A 22,269-nucleotide genomic window follows, 5' to 3' on the forward strand; every position below is an offset into this window, starting at 1 on the left:
GAAAATATCGCATCCCTGCCGTTGCTGTGGCGACCCATGCGCAAATCCCCTAATCCTCGGACTTCCATTTCATGAACTGGCTTAACTGCCGATCTGACTGATGCGCAAAATGCCAGCGATTTTTCCCGCCGCGCATAAGCCAGATCAAAATGATTGAAGACAAAAATGAAAAAATATGCGGTTGGATTTGTCTGTAGCTGCGCCGTCGCTTTCGCGCCATCCGCGCATGCTCAGGACGCAGATGGCGGCAACAAATGGGGACCGCATATCGACCTTGAAGGCAAGGCCGGCACAGACCGCAACCTTGGTGAAACCGATCTGTTCATTCCGCTATGGCAGGATGACGATACCCTGGCCTTTGCCAATATCCGCGCGCGGATGGATGATGCCAACAGTCACGAAGGCAATTTCGGTGTCGGCATTCGCCAGATGCTTGATAGCGGCTGGAATATTGGCGGCTATGGCTATTTTGATCGCCGCCATAGCGCGTATGACAACAAATTCAATCAGGTGACTTTCGGGGCCGAAGCCCTTTCGCTTGACTGGGATTTTCGCGCCAATGCCTATATGCCGGTCGGCAGGACAAGCTATATGGAAGACAGCCTGAGCACGGCGGATTTTTCCGGCACCACGATCATGTACCGTCAGGGCGAAGAACGCGCCCTTCGCGGTTTTGATGCCGAAATCGGCTGGCGCGCGCCATTGTTTGAAGCCACGGCACCACAACAATTGCGCCTTTACGCAGGCGGCTATCGCTTTACCGAAGACGATGTCGACACGCTACAGGGACCTCGCGGGCGGCTTGACCTGACCTTTGATGAAATACCGTTCCTGTGGGAAGGCTCACGCTTTTCGCTGGGGGCTGAAATCCAGCATGACGACCCGCGCGGCACACAAAGCTTTGCCAGCTTCCGCCTGCGCATCCCGCTTCAGGAATTTGGCGACAATCCCAAACCGCGCCTGAACGCTATCGAACGCCGCATGACCGATCCGATCATACGCGACATTGATATCGTCAGTCAGGCAGGGCAATTCACCACTGCGGAGGAAATAACAAGCACGGCCAACGGCAACACCATCACGCTTGTCAGCAGCGCAACAACAGCAAGTGCCGACCTTGCCACGACCATATCATCCGCCGGTGCCAATTCGACCGTGCTCCTGAATGGCAGCTTTGCCAACGTGAACAGCCGCCTTGATGTTCAAAACGGCCAAACCATCATGGGAACGGGCAATCTTGATGTTAAAACACCTTCCGGTCGTACTCTGACCATCACCACACCGGGTGCCAGCCTGAGCGGCCAAGGCGGCACTCCGCCCGGCTTTGGCAGTCCAAGCCATATTTTCAACATGGCCAGCAACAGCCGCCTTGTGGGCGTTACTGTCTCAACCACCTCCGCGGGTGCGACCACAGCAGTGCGGATCAACGGCGTGAATAACGTCGAAATCATCAATAGCACATTGACCAGCAACGCTACGGGCAACACGTCCTTTGGCATACAGGTTATCGGAAACGCACAAAACACGGTCATTCGCGGTAATACGATCACATCCACCAGTAACGATACCTTTGCCTATGCCCTGTCAGTCATCGGATCAGACAACCTCGTCTTCGAGAACAACACACTCAATGTCAGCGGGGCGGCAACCAACCACCTGATCTTCTTTAACCTGAACAATACGAATCTCTCCGGCGCCGGTAACAGCGGCAATGTAAGCACATGCAATGTCGGTGGCGGGACAAACACCGGCTCCATCAGTTTCACGACAGCAACGCCGACCTGCCCGTAATCAGGAAAGCTGTTGATAACCGGATGATGTCAAATCAACGGCCTGCCGCTGTCCGCGTTGACATCGGTGCGGGCAACCTGGGCACTGCGTATTTCGCTTGAATGTTCCTATTTTGTTCTATATTTTGAACATATGCGAAACATCATCGAACCGACATCCGATCACATCGAAACCGCCCAACCGGGCGAAGGATGGAGCCATCCGGATTTTAATCCCGATCTGCTGCCCGCGCGTCGGCAAAAAGGCCGCGGGGCGGTATCGAACATTGATGGCCGCTATGAACGCCATATCCATCAGGCGGTCGATGATGGCTGGATGACCAACCTGATGGAAGATCGTGAAGCGCCGCGCATCCGCACCACCCTTGGCATTGATGGCGCGCGCAGCGTGATTACCAAAAATCAAAGCCCGGACGTGCCGTTTGATCGTTCGATCAATCCTTATCGCGGCTGTGAACATGGCTGCATCTATTGCTTTGCCAGACCAACACACGCCTATCTCGGCCTGTCGCCGGGGCTGGATTTTGAAACAAAGCTTTTCTGGAAGCCCGACGCCCCAGCACTTTTGCGCAAACAGCTCGCCGTCAAAAGCTATATGCCCGCCCCGATTGTCATTGGCACCAGCACCGATCCCTATCAGCCGGTTGAACGTGAAAAGCAACTGACCCGATCCATCATCAAGGTGCTTGGCGATTGCCACCATCCTTTTTCGATCATCACCAAAGGCGCACTTGTCACCCGCGACATTGATCTGATCGCGCCAATGGCCGCAAAAAACCGGGCGTCGGTCGCGGTATCGGTTACAAGCCTTGATCACAGATTGTCCAACCTTCTTGAACCGCGTGCCTCCGCCCCGCACCGTCGGCTTGATGCCATTCGCAAACTTGCCGATGCCGGTATTCCGGTCACGGTCCTGTGTGCGCCGATCATTCCCGGCCTCAATGACATGGAAATCGAAAATCTGGTCGCGGCGGTGCGTGATGCCGGGGCAACGTCCGTATCCCACATCGTCGTCCGCCTGCCGCTTGAAATCGCCGATCTGTTCGAAGAATGGCTTGGCGCCAATTATCCGGACCGCAAGGCAAAGGTCATGTCGCTGATCCGCCAGATGCGCGACGGCGACCGCTATCAATCCGAATTTGGCACCCGCATGCGCGGCACCGGCCCGATTGCCGATCTGATTGCCAGGCGGTTTGATGCCGCACGCAAAAAACACGGCATGACCGGCCGGTCGCTCAACCTTGATTGCAGCGGCTTTGTCCGCCCCAGCGCGAACGGGCAAATGTCGCTGTTCTGATATCACCAGCAACATCGCCCCCTCGCCCCCAAGCCCTGCTCGCGCGACCGGCGGGCACCAAGCCGATCACTCCGCCCCGCTCACTCCGCACGACGGATCAGCATCGTCCTTTGGCCACCAACGGTAAGGCGCAAGATTTCGCCATCATCAAACGCGTAACTCAGGATATGATGATCGGGATCAACAATCTGTCTGTTCTCGATCATGACCGCACCACTTGCGACCAGCTCGCTCGCCGCCGTAATGGTATCGGCAAAACCCGCCATCAGAATAAGCGGCACCACCCCGATCCCGTCTTTCAGGGCATTGGGCGTGAAATCAAGTGTCGGCATACGATCAGCAAGGGAGATATGGGTCATTTTCCGGTTTCCTTGTTGGTGGGGCCACCTCGGGCAAACCGGTTTATGGAAAAAACAAAGGCCGCCCTGGGGCAGCCGGTCTTGGTTTAATTTACAAACACATCAACAGGCGCCGCGCTATGTGCACGACGTAAAATAGGCGTTCTGATGTGTAACAATGTTTTCCATCTTCAAATCATTACGTACCTTATGCTGTCAGGTCAACCCTGATTGCAGCGGCTTTGTCCGCCCCGGCGCTGATGGCCAGATGAAATTGCCGTAAGCCGTGTTACCGACAGGCCCGATCTGGAAATCCCCTTACTGTCCGTCGGGTGCAAAATAGCGTGCAGGCGTTACGCCATAGGTTTTGCGAAATGCTGCAATAAACGCGCTGATATTCTCGTATCCCAGATCGAGTGCGACTGTCGTTACCGATAATCCGCCCGCCAACATCTCAAGGGCCGCAAGCATGCGCGCCCGCGTCCGCCACTGACCAAAACCAAAGCCTGTTTCCCGTAACATGCGTCGCCCCAATGTGCGGCACGGAATTCCGGCCCAGTCGGCCCATTGCGTCATCGACCTGCCATCAGAAAGATCAGCCATCAAGGCTTGCGCCAGACGCACCAGACGAAGATCCTTTGGCATCGGCAATCCTAGTGTTTCCTTTGGGGTTGTCGCAATTTCATCAAGGATAATCCGGGCTATGCGTGCCTCGGCATCCGATTGCGGCCCATCCCCCCAACCCGCAGCACGGCGAATGGCCGCCATCAACAGCTCGCTGGTACGCAACGCCCTTGGGTAATCTGGCAACCCGGCACAAAGGTGGGGACCGACATAAACGCTCCATCCGCGAAACGGCCCGTGCGAAACCAGTCCGTGCTCCATTCCCGGCGGCACCCAGAATGCATTGATAGCAGGGACCACCCATTTACCATGATCGGTCGAGATACTCAGCAATCCTGAAACCGCTCCGATCAACTGCCCCTGCGGATGGGAATGCGCGCCGGTTTCCCGTGGAATTGGGGTCTCGCGCATCACAACCCGGACAGCCAGGCGGGTTTCGCTGCCTGACACAACGTCACCCTCAACGCCCCCCTGTGCACTCCGCGCCTGTGATGACGCAGGCTTTTTCAGCGTCGCAAGAACATCTGGATCGATCAAAAAGTCAGACATGGCCAAAACACCGTATTGATTGGCTTCGATGGGTTAGATTGGCCATATTTCATCACCTATCGTCAAGGTGGCTTGAACCTCTTCAATCAATGGAACAGCACCATGACACATGACGAAACACGCATCTTTCTCGAAAACCTGTTTGGGTTATTGCTCGACCCCGAACGCCCGGCAGAGGATCTGTTGCATCTATTCACATCGGATTATGTTCAGATTGCCGATGGTAAAACACTTGATTTGAAGGATTTCGTCGCACATGCCCGCACGCTGAAATCAATCCTGAAATCCGCGCATGTCCGGTTTGAAAAGATCATCATGTCAAATAACAGCATCGCCGACATCCATATCGTCGATGCCATCAAAAAAGATGGATCAACAATGACATGCAAGGTTCTGACTTTTTACGAAATGCGGGACGGCAAGATTTCCCGGATTGAGGAACTGTCGCATTTGATTGCTGGTGCCAAAGAAGACAGCGATCTGGCCTCGCGGATTGCCCACTGAAATCATCGCCTAAAAAGCCAAGGGCAGCATCAAAATCATGACACGAAAAACGGAGGTGACCTGTTGATCACCTCCGCCTGAAAACCTGCTTTAATGTGCAGCTTAAACCAGTCGATAACGCACGTGGGGGGCCGGACGGGCAATAATTGAAGGATCAATTTCCTGCCCGTCCACGCCTTCCTCCGCGCCTGTATATTCTGTCAAATTCTTGCCTTGGGCGTCGGTGTCGTTCATCGCCATCATGCGCGCGCTTTCGAAAAAGCGAAGACCGCGCTTTTCAAGAACATAAAGCGTTTCCGCACCCCAAGGCCCCGACCAGACCAAACCCGAAAGCGTTTCCATTTCGCGTTCGATCCGGGTCGGCGAAATCGGCCGACCAAGGCATGTGGTCAGCAAAAAGGAAAGTTCGGCTGCCGTCACACCGTCTTCGCAGCATTCCTCGGCCAGAACCGCCATCACCGCCATGGTCACAACCCGAAGAGAAACCTTGCCGGTTTCAATCCCCGGAAAGCGGCTTTGCTGCAGGCTGACGATATCATTGGCGATGCGATCAACGCCCCCACGGATCACATATCGCCCACGCCAGACCCTGCAGCTTGTCCGTACTTCCCATTCCCGCATTTTGTCCCCGCCTGTTTTCATGTCCCACGTCGAGAACGATACATTATCAATACATTACGTCAACCACTTTATAGACTTTTTGTATCATTTAATACAAGCATCACGAAACCACTGATACCCGGTTCCGGTCGCGGCAAATCCCCCGTCCCCGTCAACCGGTTCGATATAGCCCCGCGTGATTGCGCTATGAAAATCACGGCCGAAATTCTTTGGCATGCGCAGATGTTCCTGCCGCCGTAACAGCCGCCGGATATCGTCACGCGTCACAAAGCTGCGCCCGTCGCGGTAATGCAGCCAGATCGCGGCAATCAGGATCGTTTCGGCAAAACCACGTGGTTGCAGACGGGCAATCAGATCGCCCAGACTGCCGATATATCCAATCAGGAAATTCGCCGGATCAATCGCATCCGCAGCACCTTCGCCAAGCAGACCGGCCCCACCGAAATAGCGCCCAACGGCCTGCCCGGCCGCCTGCCCCGTTACGTTTTCCTGTCCAGATGCAGCCTCGCCCGCAATAGCCGACCGGGCCGGTGAAAGCCCCGGGCCGGATCGATCCGACCGCGCCGTTACAGGGAATTGCCCGCCAGCAGGCATTTCCCGCAAAGAGCCACCAGGCCCGAATGACGAAGATGGCGCAGACGGAGATGATGCCGCAGGTAACATGGAAGAGGACGTGGCAGCCGACATAGCAGGCGACATCGAAGCCCCCGAAGAAGCTGCCCCATGATCAACCGCACCGCTCCCTTGCGCCGCCCCCGCCCGCAAACTGGTCGGAGAACCAAACAGGGCCGCCATCACCAAAGGCAGGCGCGCAGGCGGGATCGCACATTCGAGATCCACCGGCCCGAAATCACCTTCGCCCGTCAGTTTGACATGAATAACAGCAGCCAAGTTTCTTTCACCCCCAATTTGGGCCAAGGGGATATCATACATATCGTATCATTATCAACATCAATTCCGAAAATATGTATCAATTTATACACAAACCGAATTCACAAAAACTCCTCGACAAACCAAGCCTTCCGGCAGCACCATGATTTCACTGCAAGATTTCAGACCGGACCATCACCGCGATGCTGCCCAGCCCCACAAAAGGCACATCTGCCGCCTCCCCGATTTAGGCGGCAAACTGACGGTCACGCGATCTGATCGCCACCAAGTATGGAGGAGTCTGTGACCCGCCTTTTATTTCGTGAAGACGCCTATCGCCGGAACTGCGACGCCAAAGTCGTCTCGATCTCGGACCGCGGCATCGAACTGGACCAGACCGTGTTTTATGCCACCGCAGGTGGCCAGACCGGGGATGTCGGGATTTTCAGAACCGCCGATGGCCGTGAAATACCGGTCGCAACCACGATCAAGGATCGCGACAGCGGCAAAATCCTGCATATCATCGCCGAGGGTCACGACCTGCCCGCAATCGGCGATACCATCACGGCCGAACTGGATTGGGAAACCCGCCACCGCCTGATGCGCTTTCACACCTGCCTGCATTTGCTGTGCGCAATTGTCGAAGGCGACGTCACAGGCGGCAATATCGCCGCCCACAAGGCGCGGCTTGATTTCAACCTGCCCGACGAAGCGCCTGACAAGGATGAACTGACCGCAAGACTGAACGAACTGATCGCACGCAATGCCGAGGTCTATGACGGTGAAATCAGCGTAGCGGAACTTAAAGCCAATCCCGAACTGGTTCGCACCATGTCGGTACAGCCACCGATGGACGGCAACAGCATCCGCACCGTCACGATCGAGGGGATCGATTATCAGCCCTGCGGCGGAACGCATGTCAAAAGTACGGCCGAAATCGGCAGGGTTCTGGTTGCCAAGATCGAAAAGAAAGGCCGCCAGAACCGCCGCATCAATATCGTCTTTGATGAATAAATTCCCCGGAAACGCGCAATCGGCATATCCCCGAATTCAGTCGGGATATTGCCATGCGCTTTCAGGACGGATAGAAATTAAAACAAGAAACATTTGAATTTGACGTTACAGATCTGCGGAAACGCCCCGGATCGCGCAATACCCACCATTGCAAACCGGAGTCTCTTTGATGACCAACCCAACTTCCGACGCACTGGTCTCCACCCAGTGGCTTGCGGATCACCTTGATGCACCCGACGTTCGCGTCGTCGATGCCAGCTGGTACATGCCCGCCCAGAACAAAAATGCGCGCGAGATTTATAACGCGCAGCACATTCCGGGCGCGGTATTCTTCGATATTGACGAAATCGCCGCCGACGATAGCGCGCCGCTTCCCCACATGATGCCCGACGCAATCAAATTTTCGGCCAAGGTCCGCAAGCTTGGCCTTGGCGACGGTGTGCGCATCGTGGTTTATGGCCAGACGGGGTCCGCCCTTGCCGCCTGCCGGGTATGGTGGATGCTGCGCCATTTCGGGCATCACGATGTCGCCGTGCTTGATGGCGGCCTGCCGAAATGGCTGGCGGAAAACCGCCCGGTGACCGATGCACCAACCCCGCCGCGCGAACGCCATTTCACCGCACGCGCCAACAGCTTCCTTTTGCGCGAATATGATCAGGTGCTGGCAAACGTCAAAAGCAAACGCGAACAGCTGGTCGATGCCCGCGCAACCGAACGCTTCACCGGCGATGCCGACGAACCCTGGGGCAAGGCTGGCCATGTCCCGGGCTCCCGGAATCTGCCATTTGACAGACTCCTGAACGCGGATGGCACCTTCAAGGATGCCGATGCCATTCGCACCGCTTTCCACGATGCAGGCGTCAATCTGGATAAATCGGTCGTTGCCTCCTGCGGCTCGGGCGTGACCGCCTGCGTGCTTGCCCTTGGTGCCTATATTGCCGGCAAAAAGGAAGTCGCGGTTTATGACGGCTCCTGGGCCGAATGGGCAAGCACCGAAGGAAGCCCGGTCGACAAAGGCCCAGCATAACACGGCGCACAAAAGATATGAAAACGCCCGGCTCCCCTACCCTGTCCCCCGCCGATACCGCCCGATATGACGCGGTCGGCACAGGTGACAAAGCCAAGGATCCGGGCGTTTTTCTTGAAAGACTGCAATCACCGACCACCCACGATATCGCCGCCATTGGCGACCTTTGGCAGAAATCCGGGCTGACCGGACCGGGCCATGATGCTGGTCGTGATCTCGCCACATGTCTGAATTCCGGGCGCGGCAGCGTGATTTTGGCGCGAACGGCAAAAGACGCTACAATCATCGGCACAATCATGGCCGGTCATGACGGTGAAAGTGGCTGGGTTCATTATCTTGCCGTATCGCACGATGCGCGCGGCACCGGCCTTGGATCGGGTCTTTTGGCCCTGGCCGAGGATATCCTTGCCGCCACCGGCCTTGCTGTAAACAAGGTCACCGTCACAGACCCGGCAGTGCATGATTTTTATCGCAAGCTCGGTTATGAAATTGTCGAAACCGCCCCACACACCAAACCGCAAACACCTGAAATCAGAAATGATTTCGTGGTCATGCGAAAAAGGCTGAAGTCATGAGTGCATCCAACCCGCGCAAGCTGGAAGTCGTCATCACCTTCCTTGAAATGCTTGATCCGCCAGATCGCCCTGCGGCAACCATCCCGCCGGGCAAGGTCGCCATCGTGCGCGCCGAAAACCCCACCCTGTCCTTTTATCGCTACCTTTATGATACGGTCGGCGAGCCGTGGCTGTGGTGGTTCCGCCGCCTGATGGGTGATGACGAACTTGCCGAAATTCTGGCCCGCCCCGAAACCCACGTTTACGTTTTATATGTCGGCGGCGTCCCGGCCGGGTTTGCCGAACTTGACCTGACCGATCTTGAAGAAAACGGCGTGATCGACCTGCATTATATGGGCCTGATCCCCGATTTCATCGGCAAGGGGTATGGCAAATACCTTCTGAACTGGGCGATTGACACCGCCTGGGGCCTTAAACCGCAACGCATAACAGTCAATACATGTTCGCTCGATCATCCAAGTGCTTTGGGGGCTTACCAGAAGGCAGGCTTTGGTGTATACGACCAGCGAACAGATATTGTTGACGATCCGCGTGATACCGGCCTGATCCCGGCCATCGACCATCATGTTGATCATGATGCCGGTGCCGATCACGGCAAAAAAGCCGAAAGGTCGCAGGAAAATGAAAATTCCGGCACTTTGATCGTTGACTTTCCCGACCGCGCACGTTAACAAGCGCGCCTGAGTTTACCCAAGCCAGAGGATGATGACCCATGGCAGTGCCAAAGAAAAAAGTGACCAAGTCCCGTCAGGGCATGCGTCGCTCGCATGACAAGCTCGCCAAGGGCTCGTACCGCGAAGACAAAGAAACCGGCGAACTGCATCGCCCGCACCACATTGATCCGAACACCGGTATGTACCGTGGTCGTCAGGTGGTAGAGCCGAAGATGTAATTCCGCACCGGAGGGCTTTGGCTCTTTGGCGGTTTGCGACGCTACAAGTTTCCACGCCATCCGTTTTTCGGATGGCGTTTGGTTTAAAAAAGGACGAAGCCCAGCGGTTTCGTCCTTTTTTATTTGATCACGCCATTCCGTCCGAACCGGTACCGCAAATCACAATCCCGATCTTGCCGGGGTTATCGATCCCCAGCCGGTCGGTCAACACCGCGGCAATCCCGGCCGCCGCCGAAAGCTCGACCGCAATTCCCAACTCCCGCCAAAGCCAGCGCGCCGCATCGCGCATTTCATCGTCACTGACCAGAACGATCCGGTCGACATTCCTGCCAATCAGATCAACATTCAATGCCGATGACTGACGCGGCGCCAGACTGGTTGCTGCCGTATTCACACTTGGCAATGTCGCGACCTCGTTATGCTTGATGCTCTCGAACAAGGTCGGGGCGCCTGTCGGCTCAACCCCGATCACCCGGATCGAGGGTCGCAAAAGCTTCGCTGCTGTTGCAACACCCGAAATAAGCCCACCCCCGCCAATCGCCACCACCAGCGTATCAAGGTCGGCCTGCTGCTCAAGCATCTCAAGCGCAATCGTGCCCTGCCCTGCAATCACCTTGGGATCGGCAAAGGGATGGATATAGGCCATGCCGCTTTCGCGTGCATGATCCATCGCCGCCCGGTTGGCATCGTCCCAGACCGCTCCGGTCAATGCGACGTCAACACCCTGCTTGCGCAGCTTTTCGACCTTGGGCTTTGGCGTATTGGTCGGCAAAAAGATTTTGACCGGCACGCCCAGCACACGGGCCGCATTGATCACCCCCATGCCATGATTGCCGCCCGATGCGGTACAAAGCCCCACGGCGCGTTTGTCTTCATCAAGGGCAAGGGCGGCATTCATTGCACCACGCGCCTTGAACGAGCCCGATACCTGCATGTTTTCAAGCTTCAGATACAGGTCCGGAATGCGATCCCGGTCGGGAAAAACCGACCTGTCGCTATAAATACCGGCGGCAAATACCGGCGTCAGGCGCATGTGATCGGAAATGGCGCGACGCGCGGCACGAAAATCCTGAAGTTCGAGCACGGGGCCTCCTGCAAGTCGGACTTGGTTGGACGGGTTTTGTCTGTTGTAACGCGGGCCGGAACCGGACGCGAGGCATAAGGACTGAAATATCGCAAAATGGCGATTTCACAACTCTTTGCGGTGAAAAAACCTTGAACCCGCTAATCTGAAATGCTTTGAGTTATAGAAGAGATTCAAGGTATCGAGCGTCATCCTAACCGATGCCCCAAGGAGAAAAGCCACCCATGTCAGGTCACCGCCCCCAAAAGCCCGCCACAAAACTGGTTCATGCCGGTCGCCGGTCCAGCGAATATCACGGTGTGGTCAACCCGCCGGTTCTGCATGCCTCGACCATTCTGTTTGAAACCCTGGCCGACCTTGAAAAGGCCGGGGCATCCGCACCGGGCAAGGTGACTTACGGGCGGCACGGCACCCCGACACGCTTCCTGCTTGAAGAAGCGGTTGCCGAACTTGAAGGCGGCTTTGGCACCCTGTGCGTATCGTCCGGGGTGGCGGCGATCACCAATGCGATCCTGGCCTTTGTCAAACCGGGCGATCATATTCTGGTCACCGACAGCACCTATTACCCGACGCGCAATCTGTGCAACACGTTTCTCAAACGCTTTGGCGTTGAAACCGAATATTACGATCCGGCCATCGGCGGCGATATCGCCGACCTGATCCGCGACAATACCGCCCTCGTCTGGTGCGAAAGCCCAGGATCGCTGACCTTTGAGATGCAGGATATCCCGGCGATTTCAGCCGCAGCACACGCACGCGGGGTCAAGGTCTTGCTTGATAACACCTGGGCGTCCCCCATGCTGTGCCGCCCGTTCGAAATGGGTGTCGATGTATCGGTTCAGGCCGGCACGAAATACATCGTCGGCCATTCCGATGTCATGCTGGGCACGATTACCACCGCCACCGAAGAAGACCTTCTGACCATCAAGAAACAGATCATCATATCGGGCGATGCGGTTGGTCCCGATGATTGCTATCTCGCACAACGCGGGCTTCGCACCCTTGGCGTGCGCCTACGCCAGCATCATGAAAGCGGCCTCAAGGTCGCCCAATGGCTGCAAACCCGCCCAGAGGTCAAACGCGTCCTGCACCCGGCCCTGCCCGACGATCCGGGCCATGCCATCTGGAAACGTGACTTCATCGGCGCGTCCGGCCTGTTTTCCTTTATCCTGAAACCGGTCACAAAACCGCAGCTTGCCAATATGGTCGATCACATGGATCTGTTTGGCATGGGATTTAGCTGGGGCGGCTTCGAAAGCCTGATCCTGCCATCTGATCCCAAAAACATCCGCACCGCGACCAAATGGGACGAAGACGGCCAACTGATCCGCCTTCATATCGGCCTTGAAGATACCGACGACCTGATCGCCGATCTGGAAGCCGGGTTTGCACGACTTGAAATGGTCTGAGGTTTCTCAGCCCGGAACGAATATCAGGCGGTCGAAGGCTCCTTGCGTTTGACCGCCTTTTCGATGATTTCCTCGCTCCACTGGTTAAGGCTTTTGCCCGCCAGCTCTGCAGCAATCGCTGCCTTCCGGTGAATATCGGGACTGACCCGCAGCATCATCTTGCCGGAATAAGGTTTTTGCGGCGTCTTGCCCGTCTTGGCACAGGTCTCAAGATAGTCGTCTACCGCCTCGTAAAAGGCTTCCTTCAAATCCGCAACCGTATCGGCATGAAAACCGACACGGTCCCGAATACCGGCAATATGGCCGACGAAAATCTCGTCATCGGAATCGAATTCGACGCGCGCCATATAACCTTTGTAAGTCATTGCATTCATGGCGTTACTCCTGTGCGGATCAGAAAATCACGCGCATCGCGCACCTGATACCGCTTGGCTTCTTTGGCCGGATGCGGTCGATGGAAAGTGGCGATTTCACCATCCTTTTCAAACCGGACCCGCGATCCGCTGCCTTCAATCACATTTGCACCGGTGGCTTTCAGCAAAGCCTCGATTGCCCGCCATTCAATACTGGCGGATACCGGATTGGTAAAAACTGCAATCAAGGTTTTTCTGTGCTTGCCCTGCATGCTATCATTATATGATAGCAAAATCAAAAACCGCAATCATAATGTGATATCAGATCAGGCCACTCTGGCTTTCAGGATATGTTCGAAATCCTTCAGGGCTGCGGCGGCTGTCGCCAGCGGCTCTTCACCGCACCCGATGGCGATTGTCTCGCCCATTGCATCGGTGGTGATCCGGATTGCCTTGTTCTTGCCGCTGACCTGCGCCAGGGGATCGGAATTGGGATAGGCCCTGACACCGACACGCGCAGAAATCGTCCCGTCATCCGCACATTCCAGACTACCGACAAGCTTCGGAACAAGGCCCTCCGCCCGCCACGCATCAATCCGGTCTGCGGTCACACCGTGAATGCCCTCGACAACAAGGTCATCCATCACAAGCTCCGCCCCCAGGCCGAAATTGGCAAGCAGCAACAGCTTGCATGCCGTGTCCCAGCCTTCGGTATCATTGCGCGTATCTGCCTCGGCAAAGCCGCCTTTTTGCGCCTCTTTCAGCGCTGCGTCAAAGCCAACACCCTTCGAAACCATCGCATCCAGAAGGAAATTGGTCGTGGCATTCAAAATACCCTCGACACTCAAAACCCGGCACCCGGTCAGACTATGTTCCACAAGATCAATGGTCGGCAGGGCCGCGGCACTTGCGCCGCTCAGCTTTAAAATCGCCCCCGATACCTTCGCCAGATCGCGCAATTCCCGTCCACTATGAACCAGCGCGCCCTTGGAAATCACAATCGTGTCTCGCCCGGCTGACAAGGCCGAATGAATATAGGCAAGCCCCGGCCCCCCGGTACGAAAATCACTCGGCCCGGCTTCAATCAGAACATCCGCCCCGGACGTGCCGATAAAGCCCGGCCCGCTCAGGCCCGGCTCCAGCGCATCAAACTGATCGGCGCCAAGCCCGTTTGCATCAAACAGGCCCGAACGCGATCCGCACACCGCCACCAGACGAACATCGGCACCATAAAGGCTGCGGTAAGGCTCCCGCCTTGCCAAAAGCAGATTTGCCGTGGCGCGCCCAACGCCCCCAAAACCCGCAATCGCAACCTTGATCACCCGCATATTGTCCGTCCTTGTTTCATATCTGACAGCGCGTTTTCGCGTGCCTTGCACGTAATCCAGACATTACCGATACCGGCTTATCCCCGGAAATGCTTGATCACCGGCGATGCCATCCCGACCAGCAGGAACAACCCCGCCGCCGAAATCACGATGCTGGGCCCCGCCGGGCTATCGACATGCCATGACAGGCTGATCCCCGCCATAACCGATGCCGCCCCGAACAGGGCCGCACCAATCGCCATCTGTTCGGGTGTTCTGGCAAAGAACCGCGCACTGGCGGCCGGCACGATCAAAAGGGCGGTGATCAGAAGAACCCCGACAATCTTGATCGCCATGCCAATCACAAGCGCCATCAGCAACATGAAAACCAGACGCAGCCGTTCGACCGGAATGCTCTCAGCCGCGGCAATTTCCGGGCTGACGGTGAGCGCCAGTAACGGCCGCCACATCCAGACCAGAACGGCCAACGCCAATCCACCGCCCAGCCCCAGAAGCCAGATATCGGCAACATTGACCGCCAGAATATCACCAAACAGATAGGCCATCAGGTCAACCGCAATCCCCTGCACAAAGGCAAGGGCGACCATGCCAAGGGCAAGCGTCGAATGCGCAAGCATCCCCAGAACCGTATCGCTGCCAAGGCGGCTTTGACGTTGCCCGATGGCAAGGATCAGGGCGGCGGCAAGGCAGGTGGCAATCATCCCGATCCGGACATCCACCCCGACCAGAAGCCCGAGTGCCACACCCAGCAACGCCGAATGCGCCAGCGTATCGCCAAAAAACGCCATCCGCCGCCAGACGATAAACGCCCCGAACGGCCCGCAGACAAATGCCAGCAAAATCCCGCCGATCACCGCACGGGTCAGAAAATCATCCATCATTGCGGCCGCCATATCCGATCTTTTTCGTCGATTTCTTCTTCATGATGATGATGCCCATGCGCGCATCCCGGCCCGTGCACGTGCCCGTTATGGTTATGCACATGATCATGATGATGATCATGCCCGCCCTCGACAATATGCCCGGCAAGGTCATGTTCGTGATCATGCGCATGGGTATAAATGCCAATCGCATCCGCCGCCTGATTGCCAAACAACGACCGGTATTCAGGATGCTGGCGCACGGTTTCAGGGATGCCCGAACAACAGACATGCCGGTTAAAGCACACCACCTGATCGGTTTTCGCCATCACCAGATGCAGGTCATGCGATATCATCAAAACCGCACAATTAAGTTCCGCCCGGATATCATCGATCAGGCGGTAAAGTTCCGCCTGCCCGGTCACATCCACACCCTGAGTCGGCTCGTCCAGCACCAGCAATTCCGGGCGCAGCAACAATGTCCGCGCCAGCATCACGCGCTGCGTCTCGCCGCCTGAAAGGCTGCTCATCTGCGTATCGATCACATGGCTTGCACCGACCTGATCCAGAACCTTCTGGCAGTCGCTTCGCGATGCCGACCGGGTGAGTGTCAGGAACCGCTTCACCGTCATCGGCAAAACCTGATCAATCGCAAGCTTTTGCGGCACATAGCCGATACGAAGACCCGGTTTGCGGGTGACTTCGCCCTGATCGGCGTGCTGAAGCCCCAGAAGCGTCTTGACCAATGTTGATTTGCCCGCCCCGTTCGGCCCGATCAGGGTCATGATCTCGCCCGCCTTGATCGAAAGCGTCACGTTATCAAGCACCCGCTCATTGCCAAACGAAAGGATCAGCCCCCGCCCTTCAATGAGTGGTGCAGTCATGGCACAGGCCCTTGATTTCAACAGTGGTGGCTTCGATTTTAAATCCGACCTGTCTCGCCGCCTTGCGGACCGCGATGCTCACATCCTCATCCACCGTTTCGGCAACCCGGCCGCATCGGGTGCAAATGAAATACTGCCCCAGATGATCGCAATCAGGCTGATCACAGCCGAAATAGGCATTAAGCGACTCAATACGATGCACCAGCCCAAGATCGGTCAGGAACTCCAGCGCCCGATAAACCGTGGGCGGCTGCACCCGCTGCCCTTCAGCCTGCAGCGCATCCAGCAGCTCATAGGCCGTCACCGCCTTGTGCGATTGCCAGATCAGGCTGAACACCTTGCGGCGCATATCGGTAAAACGCGCATTTTCCGCCTCGCAGACTTTCTCTGCCTGCGCGATTGCGCTATCGATACATCTGTCGTGATCGTGGCCCTTTTTCGGGAAAAGATCGGTCATGTCGCACATCCGAAGTCACGCCGGGCGATTTGCATTAATCTGCAAAAAGCCATGGCACAGGGTGATATGTTATAATATATCATTTCTTGACGCCACTGCCGCGAAAAGTCAACAACCATCGACCGGAGCCTTCGATGACCAGCGCCACCACCAACGCGAATATTGCCGACAAACTGAAATTCAATGAAAGCGGCCTGATCCCGGCAATCGCCCAGCAGCATGACAGCGGCGAGGTCCTGATGATGGCCTGGATGAACCGCGATGCGGTGATCGAAACGCTTGAAACCGGCCGGGTCTGCTATTACTCACGCTCACGCGGCAAGCTCTGGCGCAAGGGCGAAAGCTCCGGCCAGGTACAGAAACTGATCGATTTCCGCTATGACTGCGATCAGGACACGGTTCTGATACAGGTCGATCAGCTTGGCGTTGCCTGCCACACCGGGCGTCGCAACTGTTTCTATTTCGCCGCCCGCGATGGCGAGGAAGTGGTGATTTCCCAACCCGAAATCGCCGTCGAAGACCTTTACGGCAAAAAGTAAGCATCAGACATGGCGATTTCCGACGAACAGTTTGACCGCGTTGCCACCACCGTGATCACCGGCTTCCTTGGCAGTGGCAAAACAACCCTTCTCAATGCCCTTCTCGCACAGGACGGCATGGCAATGACCGCCGTTCTGATCAATGAATTTGGTGAAATCGGGCTCGATCACCTTCTGGTCCGCGAGGTGTCCGAGGATGTCGTACTGCTGAATTCCGGCTGCATCTGCTGTTCGGTGCGCGGCGATCTGATTTCGGGCTTGCGTGATCTGTTTGTCAAACGCACCCGTGGCGAGGTACCGGAATTCGACCGGGTGATCATCGAAACCACAGGTCTGGCCGACCCCGCCCCGATCCTGCACACCCTGATGACCGATCCGTTGCTCACGGCCAAATTCCGCCTTGATAGTGTGGTCACCACCGTCGATGCTCTGCATGGCGCGGGGCAGCTTGATGACCATCCCGAAAGTGTAAAGCAATCCGCCGTTGCCGACCGCATCCTGATCACCAAATCCGATCTGGCCGACGCCGAAACGCTTGCTACCCTTGAATCCCGCCTGCGGCAGCTTAACCCGGCCGCCCCGATCCATGCCGTCACCATGGGCGATATCGCCCCGGCCAAGCTGTTCAATGCCGGGCTCTATGACCCGGCCACCAAAAGCATGGATGTGCAGAAATGGCTGCGCGACGAAGCCTATGAACAGCACGGCGACAATCATCAGGATCATCACGACGGGCATGATCACGCGCATGACCACCATGACCACGATCACGGCCATGATCACCACCACCTCGCGCATTCCCACGACGTCAACCGGCATAACGACCATATCCGGTCCTTCTGCATCACCTTTGACGAACCGCTGCATTGGGATGCGTTTGTCACCTGGGCGGAAATCTTCACCCAGATGCGCGGCGAAAGCCTTTTGCGTGTGAAGGGCATCCTGAACCTTGTCGGTGAAAGCAACCCGGTTGCGATCCATGCCGTGCAGCATGTTTTTCATCCGCCCGCCACCCTGCCCGCATGGCCAGATGAAGATCGCCGATCAAAAATCGTCTTCATCACCAGGGATCTCGGCCCGCAGGTGATCCGGGAATCGCTCTATCACCTGAATGCCGCCGTCTCGGAAACGACTGAGAATACCTGAAATCTTTCGGCATTTGAGCCACATCAAGGCATTCAACCCGAAATTGGATCAGATTGGGTCTTGGCTTGATACAGCCTCACTCTAAGTCCTGAACTTCGGGCGACCTCATTTACTGCGGTCGCCCTTTTTCTTGCCGTTTTTCATCGGCATTCTATCCCCTCGCCAAACCGAAGGACAGCATCCACCATCCAACCGTACAGGTTGCGCTGCTGTTGCGCTGCACTAAATCTGGCGCAGGTTGGCAAAGCTGTCCTCAGTTTTCCGAAACTCTCAAAACAATCAATCAAATCAAATCGAAGGGGGTAGAACATCATGATTTTCCGGAACTGGCAGGGTACGAAAATCCCCGCACTTGGCTTTGGAACATACGAGCTCGATAACGCAAGTGCTGAACATATGGTCGCCGAAGCCGCCAAAATCGGTTACCGCCATTTCGATACCGCCCAGATGTATCATAACGAGGAAGGGGTTGGTCGCGGGCTCAAGGCATCCGGCCTTTCACGTGATGACTACTTCCTCACCACCAAAATCTGGCCCGACAATTTCCAAAGCGGCGATCTGCAAACCTCCGTGGTCGAAAGCCTGCGCAAGCTTGATCTCGACCATGTCGATCTTTTGCTGCTCCATTGGCCCAATGATGACATTCCGCTGCGCGAAACCATCGCGGCATTAAACGAGGTCAAAAACCTCGGCATGACGCACCTGATCGGGATTTCCAACTTCCCGACCGCCCTGATCGAACGCGCCGTCGGCCACAGCAACCTTCCCCTTGCCGTCAATCAGGTCGAATATCACCCCTATCTTGACCAGTCCAAGGTGCTTGAATGCCTGCGCAGCCATGACATGCTGCTGACCGCCTATTGCCCGCTGGCACGTGCCAAGGTGATGAATGATGAAACGCTGGTTGCCATCGGCAAGGCCTATGGCAAATCCCCGGCACAGGTGACATTGCGCTGGCTTCTGCAACAGGATGGCGTCATGGCGATCCCGAAATCCGGCTCACCCAAAAACGCCAAGGCCAATTTCGATATCTTTGATTTCGAACTCTCCGATACCGACATGGCCGACATCAACGAACTCGCCCGGCCCGATGGCCGCCTGATCGATCCCGATTTCGCCCCCGAATGGGATCAGGCCGCCTGAACCAGCGGCATAACGCATAAAACCACCAGGACCGGCCCCCGACAGGCCGGTCTTTTGCGTTAAATCCCCCCGCCCCGCCAAAAACCATCATATTGCCCCCGCTATCCACCCTCGGCTTGTTTCGCACATGCGAAAAGCGTAATTTGATAGCCTGTTCAATCCGTAACCGGCGATTCCTTCATGACCAGCACCACAACCAACACCGCCGAAACCACCAAACCCGATCTCGGCCACCGCCTGTACGAGGATGTGCTGGCCCTTCTGCTCGGCACCATGGTCGTATCGCTCGGTGTGATGCTCTATAGCGAAAGCGTGCTGGTCACCGGCAGCACGGCGGGCGCGGCCCTTCTGATCGAACATGCCACCGGCATCGGGTTTGGCGTGATCTTCTTTGCGATCAATCTGCCGTTTTACGGGCTGGCCTTCAAACGCATGGGGCTTGCTTTCACGATCAAGACCTTCATCGCGGTCGGGCTTGTCTCGCTGTTTTCAAAACTGATGCCGATGTGGATCGATTTCTCGATGCTCAACCCGATCTTCGCCGCCATCGCCGGGGGCGCGCTGATGGGCATCGGCCTTCTGATGCTGTTTCGCCATCGCGCGGGGCTCGGCGGGATCAATATCCTCGCCCTGTATCTGCAAGAACATTTCGGCATCCGCGCCGGTTATTTCCAGCTCGCCGTCGATCTGGTCATCCTCGCCTGCGCCTTCCTGACCCTGCCCTTTGACAAGGTCCTGCTCTCGATCCTCGGCGCGGTCGTGCTCAACCTGATCATCGCACTCAACCACCGCCCGGGCCGCTACCTCGCCGCCCGATAACCCGTTCAAACGCCACCTTACCGATATCCCGCCGCCGAAAGGCCACAAGATCAGCACGCGCATTATCCCCCCGGATATGAATTGATCGCCCCGACGAGACTCAAAGCTGCAACCGGAGGATCAAAGTCGGATGGTTTGTTCTGTTTATTGCATATCGCGGGGAAGAAGATGTGGGATAGTTGCGCTTGCTCTCCAGCTTGCCAAGCATCAGACACAAATAGTGAGAAAAGCAAAATTAGCCTCTCAGAACCATTATATTAGATTTTTAATTTGCACGCACAGAGTGATTAATCATACATTAAATTAAATCATAACCATTGGAATGCCAGCTCATGATTATTCTGAAAACGAGAGTCCTGTCTGCGAAACCAGTACTAGATGTATTAGAGGCCAATCAAAAATTTCGGCTTTTGGTCAATATTAGCGATAACGTTGAGACCAACCTTAAAAAAATTGGCCTTCCGGAAGATAGCCCGGCAAATTCGACAATACTCCCTGCAGTCCAAGGCTCTACCAGTAGATTCAACGCATACGGAAAATACCTTCCGCTAAAGCAGCTTCCCAAAATCAGTCGTTACATAACCACTCTCGAATGGACCAGAGAGCAGTGGGCTGGCAGAGGCGAGACAGAAACTGTTACAACGGAAGTGGACATTTATAGGGACTGCTTCCAGCAAGAATTCATCCCTCCAACCAGCCTTGAGATGACATATATAGTAAAAGAAGCTGAACATCTAATCGTATCAGATGAAATGAATTCAACTGACACACCGGAAGAAATAATCAAAACTTATACTAATTTGTTCTTGGAAATATTCAAAAATTGCGAAGTTGTGACCTCAAATCTTGAAGATATACAACCTACTAAGATCGAAAAAAGAAACTGGACTTTTCTCCCCGTTGGTGAACACCCGTGGGAAAGGATTGAAGAACATTTGCGGAATCGATTGCATCGTTTCTCAGATAGAAAACTCAATCCAATAATCAGCAGGCAGAAATATATTGCTGACAAGGGAATTTCTTTAGCTGTAGTCGGCAACGGAGGGTTTCGCAGCTACGTCGCCTACATCTTCAAGGATAAGAAACTATGTGTTCTCGAAAGCAGTGACATAGATAATGCAACTTATGTCTTTGGGGACAATTGGGAGCAATTATCCCAACTAACTAAAGCAGAAATCCTGCGAGGCGAACTCCATGTTCACCGCGTAATTCACGGGAAAGATTGGAAGGATCAGATAGACAAGATCCTCGGATAAAAATGGCGATCCCTGCAGGACTCGAACCTGCAACCTACAGATTAGAAGTCTGTTGCTCTATCCAGTTGAGCTAAGGGACCGCTGTGGGGGCCGGTTGGTGCCCCGGGGCAAAGCATTGGACGCCTGCCCGGCTGATATCTTTTCAGTCTTTAACGTCTTCTGTCAGACGAACGGGGCGGAAACCGCCCCGATAATGGTGATCGGCCGCCTTGATGGCCGAAGGATCAGACGACGCGTTTGAACGCGAAGTTATCGGCATAGGCCTGCACCCGGCGGACGCGCGATTTCGGCTGTTCGATATCGGCAATCAGCTTGTGACGGGCGGCAAATGCCTGTGCTTCTTCAAGGGTATCGAAATACATGCGCACCTGGCCACGGGTATCGGTCGATCCGATCCAGCCCATAAGCTGATCTGCAACCTTCTTTGCACCCGGTTCAAATTCCATCACCCAGTGTTTGGTCGCGGCACGACCGGACTGCATGGCGTTTTTGGCAGGTTTGTAAACACGGACCTTCATCGGGACCCTCGTCTTGACCGTCGGATAAGATGACATGAATGCAGGGCTCTCTAACACCCGCTGTCTCGTCATCTTTTACACCTTTTGCCGGCACATGAAAACGTGTCCGTATGGCAAAAGGGAAAAATGGTCGGGAAGGCGAGATTCGAACTCGCGACCCCCTGCTCCCAAAGCAGGTACGCTACCAGACTGCGCTACTCCCCGACGCGGATGTGGATTTAGCACCATAATTCCGCACGGGCAAGACCGCATTATGCGTTTTTTGCCCGGATTGGAAATAAAATGCAGCCCAAAAACCAAAGGCCGCAGAAATCATCCGCGGCCTTGCTATTGCTGATTGAGGATCGCGTGGCCGCAACGGGCCTGTCACGA

General features: G+C 55.7%; 26 protein-coding genes and 2 tRNA genes. 14 read left to right on the forward strand and 14 right to left on the reverse strand.

The features are described 5' to 3' along the window. Positions 1-165 precede the first annotated feature (165 nt). The gene (locus ABIE64_RS07695) at positions 166-1,791 is read left to right on the forward strand and encodes an inverse autotransporter beta domain-containing protein (RefSeq protein WP_354377044.1); all 1,626 of its coding nucleotides are present in this window, start codon (positions 166-168) and stop codon (positions 1,789-1,791) included. A 132-nt stretch (positions 1,792-1,923) separates the two neighbouring features. Beyond that, the gene (locus ABIE64_RS07700) at positions 1,924-3,087 is read left to right on the forward strand and encodes a PA0069 family radical SAM protein (protein ID WP_354377045.1); all 1,164 of its coding nucleotides are present in this window, start codon (positions 1,924-1,926) and stop codon (positions 3,085-3,087) included. 80 nt (positions 3,088-3,167) lie between these two features. Here ABIE64_RS07700 and ABIE64_RS07705 read toward each other — a convergent pair whose 3' ends face one another. Together ABIE64_RS07705 and ABIE64_RS07710 are read right to left on the reverse strand one after the other, a co-directional pair. Then, positions 3,168-3,446: a tyrosyl-tRNA synthetase gene (locus tag ABIE64_RS07705; RefSeq protein ID WP_297015924.1), complete on the reverse strand. Its 279-nt coding sequence runs from the start codon at positions 3,444-3,446 to the stop codon at positions 3,168-3,170. A gap of 297 nt (positions 3,447-3,743) precedes the next feature. Then, positions 3,744-4,598: an AraC family transcriptional regulator gene (locus ABIE64_RS07710; protein ID WP_354377046.1), complete on the reverse strand. Its 855-nt coding sequence runs from the start codon at positions 4,596-4,598 to the stop codon at positions 3,744-3,746. Positions 4,599-4,700: 102 nt separating this feature from the next. Between ABIE64_RS07710 and ABIE64_RS07715 the strand changes: the two genes are divergently transcribed. Then, entirely contained in the window at positions 4,701-5,102 is a 402-nt protein-coding gene (locus ABIE64_RS07715; RefSeq protein ID WP_354377047.1) for a nuclear transport factor 2 family protein, read from the forward strand. A gap of 102 nt (positions 5,103-5,204) precedes the next feature. Here ABIE64_RS07715 and ABIE64_RS07720 read toward each other — a convergent pair whose 3' ends face one another. Together ABIE64_RS07720 and ABIE64_RS07725 are read right to left on the reverse strand one after the other, a co-directional pair. Beyond that, positions 5,205-5,723: a hypothetical protein gene (locus ABIE64_RS07720; RefSeq protein WP_354377048.1), complete on the reverse strand. Its 519-nt coding sequence runs from the start codon at positions 5,721-5,723 to the stop codon at positions 5,205-5,207. A gap of 84 nt (positions 5,724-5,807) precedes the next feature. Continuing rightward, complete coding sequence (locus ABIE64_RS07725) at positions 5,808-6,614, reverse strand: hypothetical protein (RefSeq protein WP_354377049.1); 807 nt, start codon at positions 6,612-6,614, stop codon at positions 5,808-5,810. Positions 6,615-6,896: 282 nt separating this feature from the next. Here ABIE64_RS07725 and ABIE64_RS07730 point away from each other — a divergent pair, with 282 nt between their 5' ends. From ABIE64_RS07730 to rpmF, 5 genes are all read left to right on the forward strand, one after another. After that, positions 6,897-7,607 (forward strand): alanyl-tRNA editing protein, encoded by a 711-nt coding sequence (locus tag ABIE64_RS07730; protein ID WP_354377050.1) that lies wholly within the window; start codon positions 6,897-6,899, stop codon positions 7,605-7,607. Positions 7,608-7,776: 169 nt separating this feature from the next. After that, on the forward strand, positions 7,777-8,634 hold the full coding sequence (gene sseA / locus ABIE64_RS07735; protein ID WP_354377051.1) for a 3-mercaptopyruvate sulfurtransferase: 858 nt from the start codon (positions 7,777-7,779) through the stop codon (positions 8,632-8,634). A gap of 17 nt (positions 8,635-8,651) precedes the next feature. Continuing rightward, on the forward strand, positions 8,652-9,209 hold the full coding sequence (locus ABIE64_RS07740) for a GNAT family N-acetyltransferase (RefSeq protein WP_354377052.1): 558 nt from the start codon (positions 8,652-8,654) through the stop codon (positions 9,207-9,209). After that, positions 9,206-9,880 (forward strand): GNAT family N-acetyltransferase, encoded by a 675-nt coding sequence (locus tag ABIE64_RS07745; protein ID WP_007090028.1) that lies wholly within the window; start codon positions 9,206-9,208, stop codon positions 9,878-9,880. The genes ABIE64_RS07740 and ABIE64_RS07745 overlap by 4 nt, the downstream gene beginning before the upstream one ends. Positions 9,881-9,921: 41 nt before the next feature. Continuing rightward, entirely contained in the window at positions 9,922-10,101 is a 180-nt protein-coding gene (rpmF, locus tag ABIE64_RS07750) for a 50S ribosomal protein L32 (RefSeq protein WP_007090029.1), read from the forward strand. Between the two features lie 127 nt (positions 10,102-10,228). Here rpmF and ABIE64_RS07755 read toward each other — a convergent pair whose 3' ends face one another. After that, entirely contained in the window at positions 10,229-11,185 is a 957-nt protein-coding gene (locus ABIE64_RS07755; protein ID WP_247793487.1) for a threonine ammonia-lyase, read from the reverse strand. 224 nt (positions 11,186-11,409) lie between these two features. On the opposite strand from ABIE64_RS07755, the gene metC reads away from it, so the two are divergent. Beyond that, positions 11,410-12,594: a cystathionine beta-lyase gene (gene metC, locus ABIE64_RS07760; protein ID WP_354377053.1), complete on the forward strand. Its 1,185-nt coding sequence runs from the start codon at positions 11,410-11,412 to the stop codon at positions 12,592-12,594. 23 nt (positions 12,595-12,617) lie between these two features. Here the strand turns inward: metC and ABIE64_RS07765 are convergent, their stop codons facing one another. The 6 genes from ABIE64_RS07765 to ABIE64_RS07790 form a co-directional block, all read right to left on the reverse strand. Then, the gene (locus tag ABIE64_RS07765) at positions 12,618-12,968 is read right to left on the reverse strand and encodes a type II toxin-antitoxin system HicB family antitoxin (protein ID WP_114123869.1); all 351 of its coding nucleotides are present in this window, start codon (positions 12,966-12,968) and stop codon (positions 12,618-12,620) included. Further along, the gene (locus ABIE64_RS07770; RefSeq protein WP_244205018.1) at positions 12,965-13,195 is read right to left on the reverse strand and encodes a type II toxin-antitoxin system HicA family toxin; all 231 of its coding nucleotides are present in this window, start codon (positions 13,193-13,195) and stop codon (positions 12,965-12,967) included. The genes ABIE64_RS07765 and ABIE64_RS07770 overlap by 4 nt, the downstream gene beginning before the upstream one ends. Positions 13,196-13,273: 78 nt before the next feature. Next, positions 13,274-14,275, reverse strand: a complete 1,002-nt coding sequence (locus ABIE64_RS07775; protein WP_354377054.1) for a homoserine dehydrogenase — start codon at positions 14,273-14,275, stop codon at positions 13,274-13,276. A 77-nt stretch (positions 14,276-14,352) separates the two neighbouring features. Next, positions 14,353-15,156 (reverse strand): metal ABC transporter permease, encoded by an 804-nt coding sequence (locus tag ABIE64_RS07780; RefSeq protein ID WP_354377055.1) that lies wholly within the window; start codon positions 15,154-15,156, stop codon positions 14,353-14,355. Beyond that, positions 15,153-16,019 carry a zinc ABC transporter ATP-binding protein ZnuC gene (gene znuC, locus ABIE64_RS07785; protein WP_354377056.1) on the reverse strand — a complete coding sequence of 289 codons (867 nt, stop codon included), beginning with the start codon at positions 16,017-16,019 and terminating at the stop codon, positions 15,153-15,155. Before znuC ends, ABIE64_RS07780 begins: the two co-directional genes overlap by 4 nt. Beyond that, a complete protein-coding gene (locus ABIE64_RS07790; protein WP_051682109.1) occupies positions 16,000-16,476 on the reverse strand; it encodes a Fur family transcriptional regulator in 477 nt (158 codons plus the stop codon). The genes znuC and ABIE64_RS07790 overlap by 20 nt, the downstream gene beginning before the upstream one ends. A 134-nt stretch (positions 16,477-16,610) precedes the next feature. On the opposite strand from ABIE64_RS07790, the gene hisI reads away from it, so the two are divergent. The 5 genes from hisI (at position 16,611) to ABIE64_RS07815 (ending at position 21,379) form a co-directional block, all read left to right on the forward strand. Further along, the gene (gene hisI, locus ABIE64_RS07795; protein WP_354377057.1) at positions 16,611-17,015 is read left to right on the forward strand and encodes a phosphoribosyl-AMP cyclohydrolase; all 405 of its coding nucleotides are present in this window, start codon (positions 16,611-16,613) and stop codon (positions 17,013-17,015) included. A 9-nt stretch (positions 17,016-17,024) separates the two neighbouring features. Beyond that, positions 17,025-18,161: a CobW family GTP-binding protein gene (locus ABIE64_RS07800; RefSeq protein WP_354377058.1), complete on the forward strand. Its 1,137-nt coding sequence runs from the start codon at positions 17,025-17,027 to the stop codon at positions 18,159-18,161. Positions 18,162-18,473: 312 nt separating this feature from the next. Next, positions 18,474-19,304 (forward strand): aldo/keto reductase, encoded by an 831-nt coding sequence (locus tag ABIE64_RS07805; RefSeq protein ID WP_354377059.1) that lies wholly within the window; start codon positions 18,474-18,476, stop codon positions 19,302-19,304. A gap of 180 nt (positions 19,305-19,484) precedes the next feature. Beyond that, positions 19,485-20,123, forward strand: coding sequence for a YitT family protein (locus ABIE64_RS07810; protein ID WP_354377060.1), 639 nt, complete (start codon positions 19,485-19,487; stop codon positions 20,121-20,123). A gap of 332 nt (positions 20,124-20,455) precedes the next feature. Next, the gene (locus tag ABIE64_RS07815; RefSeq protein WP_354377061.1) at positions 20,456-21,379 is read left to right on the forward strand and encodes a hypothetical protein; all 924 of its coding nucleotides are present in this window, start codon (positions 20,456-20,458) and stop codon (positions 21,377-21,379) included. Between the two features lie 3 nt (positions 21,380-21,382). On the opposite strand, the gene ABIE64_RS07820 is transcribed toward ABIE64_RS07815, so the two are convergent. From ABIE64_RS07820 to ABIE64_RS07830, 3 genes are all read right to left on the reverse strand, one after another. Next, positions 21,383-21,459: transfer RNA gene (locus tag ABIE64_RS07820), tRNA-Arg, on the reverse strand. A 144-nt stretch (positions 21,460-21,603) separates the two neighbouring features. Then, positions 21,604-21,933, reverse strand: a complete 330-nt coding sequence (locus ABIE64_RS07825) for an ETC complex I subunit (protein WP_354377062.1) — start codon at positions 21,931-21,933, stop codon at positions 21,604-21,606. 91 nt (positions 21,934-22,024) lie between these two features. Beyond that, positions 22,025-22,101: transfer RNA gene (locus ABIE64_RS07830), tRNA-Pro, on the reverse strand. Positions 22,102-22,269 lie beyond the last annotated feature (168 nt).

Source organism: Thalassospira sp. MBR-102 (assembly GCF_040549275.1).
Classification (GTDB): Bacteria; Pseudomonadota; Alphaproteobacteria; order Rhodospirillales; family Thalassospiraceae; genus Thalassospira; species Thalassospira xiamenensis.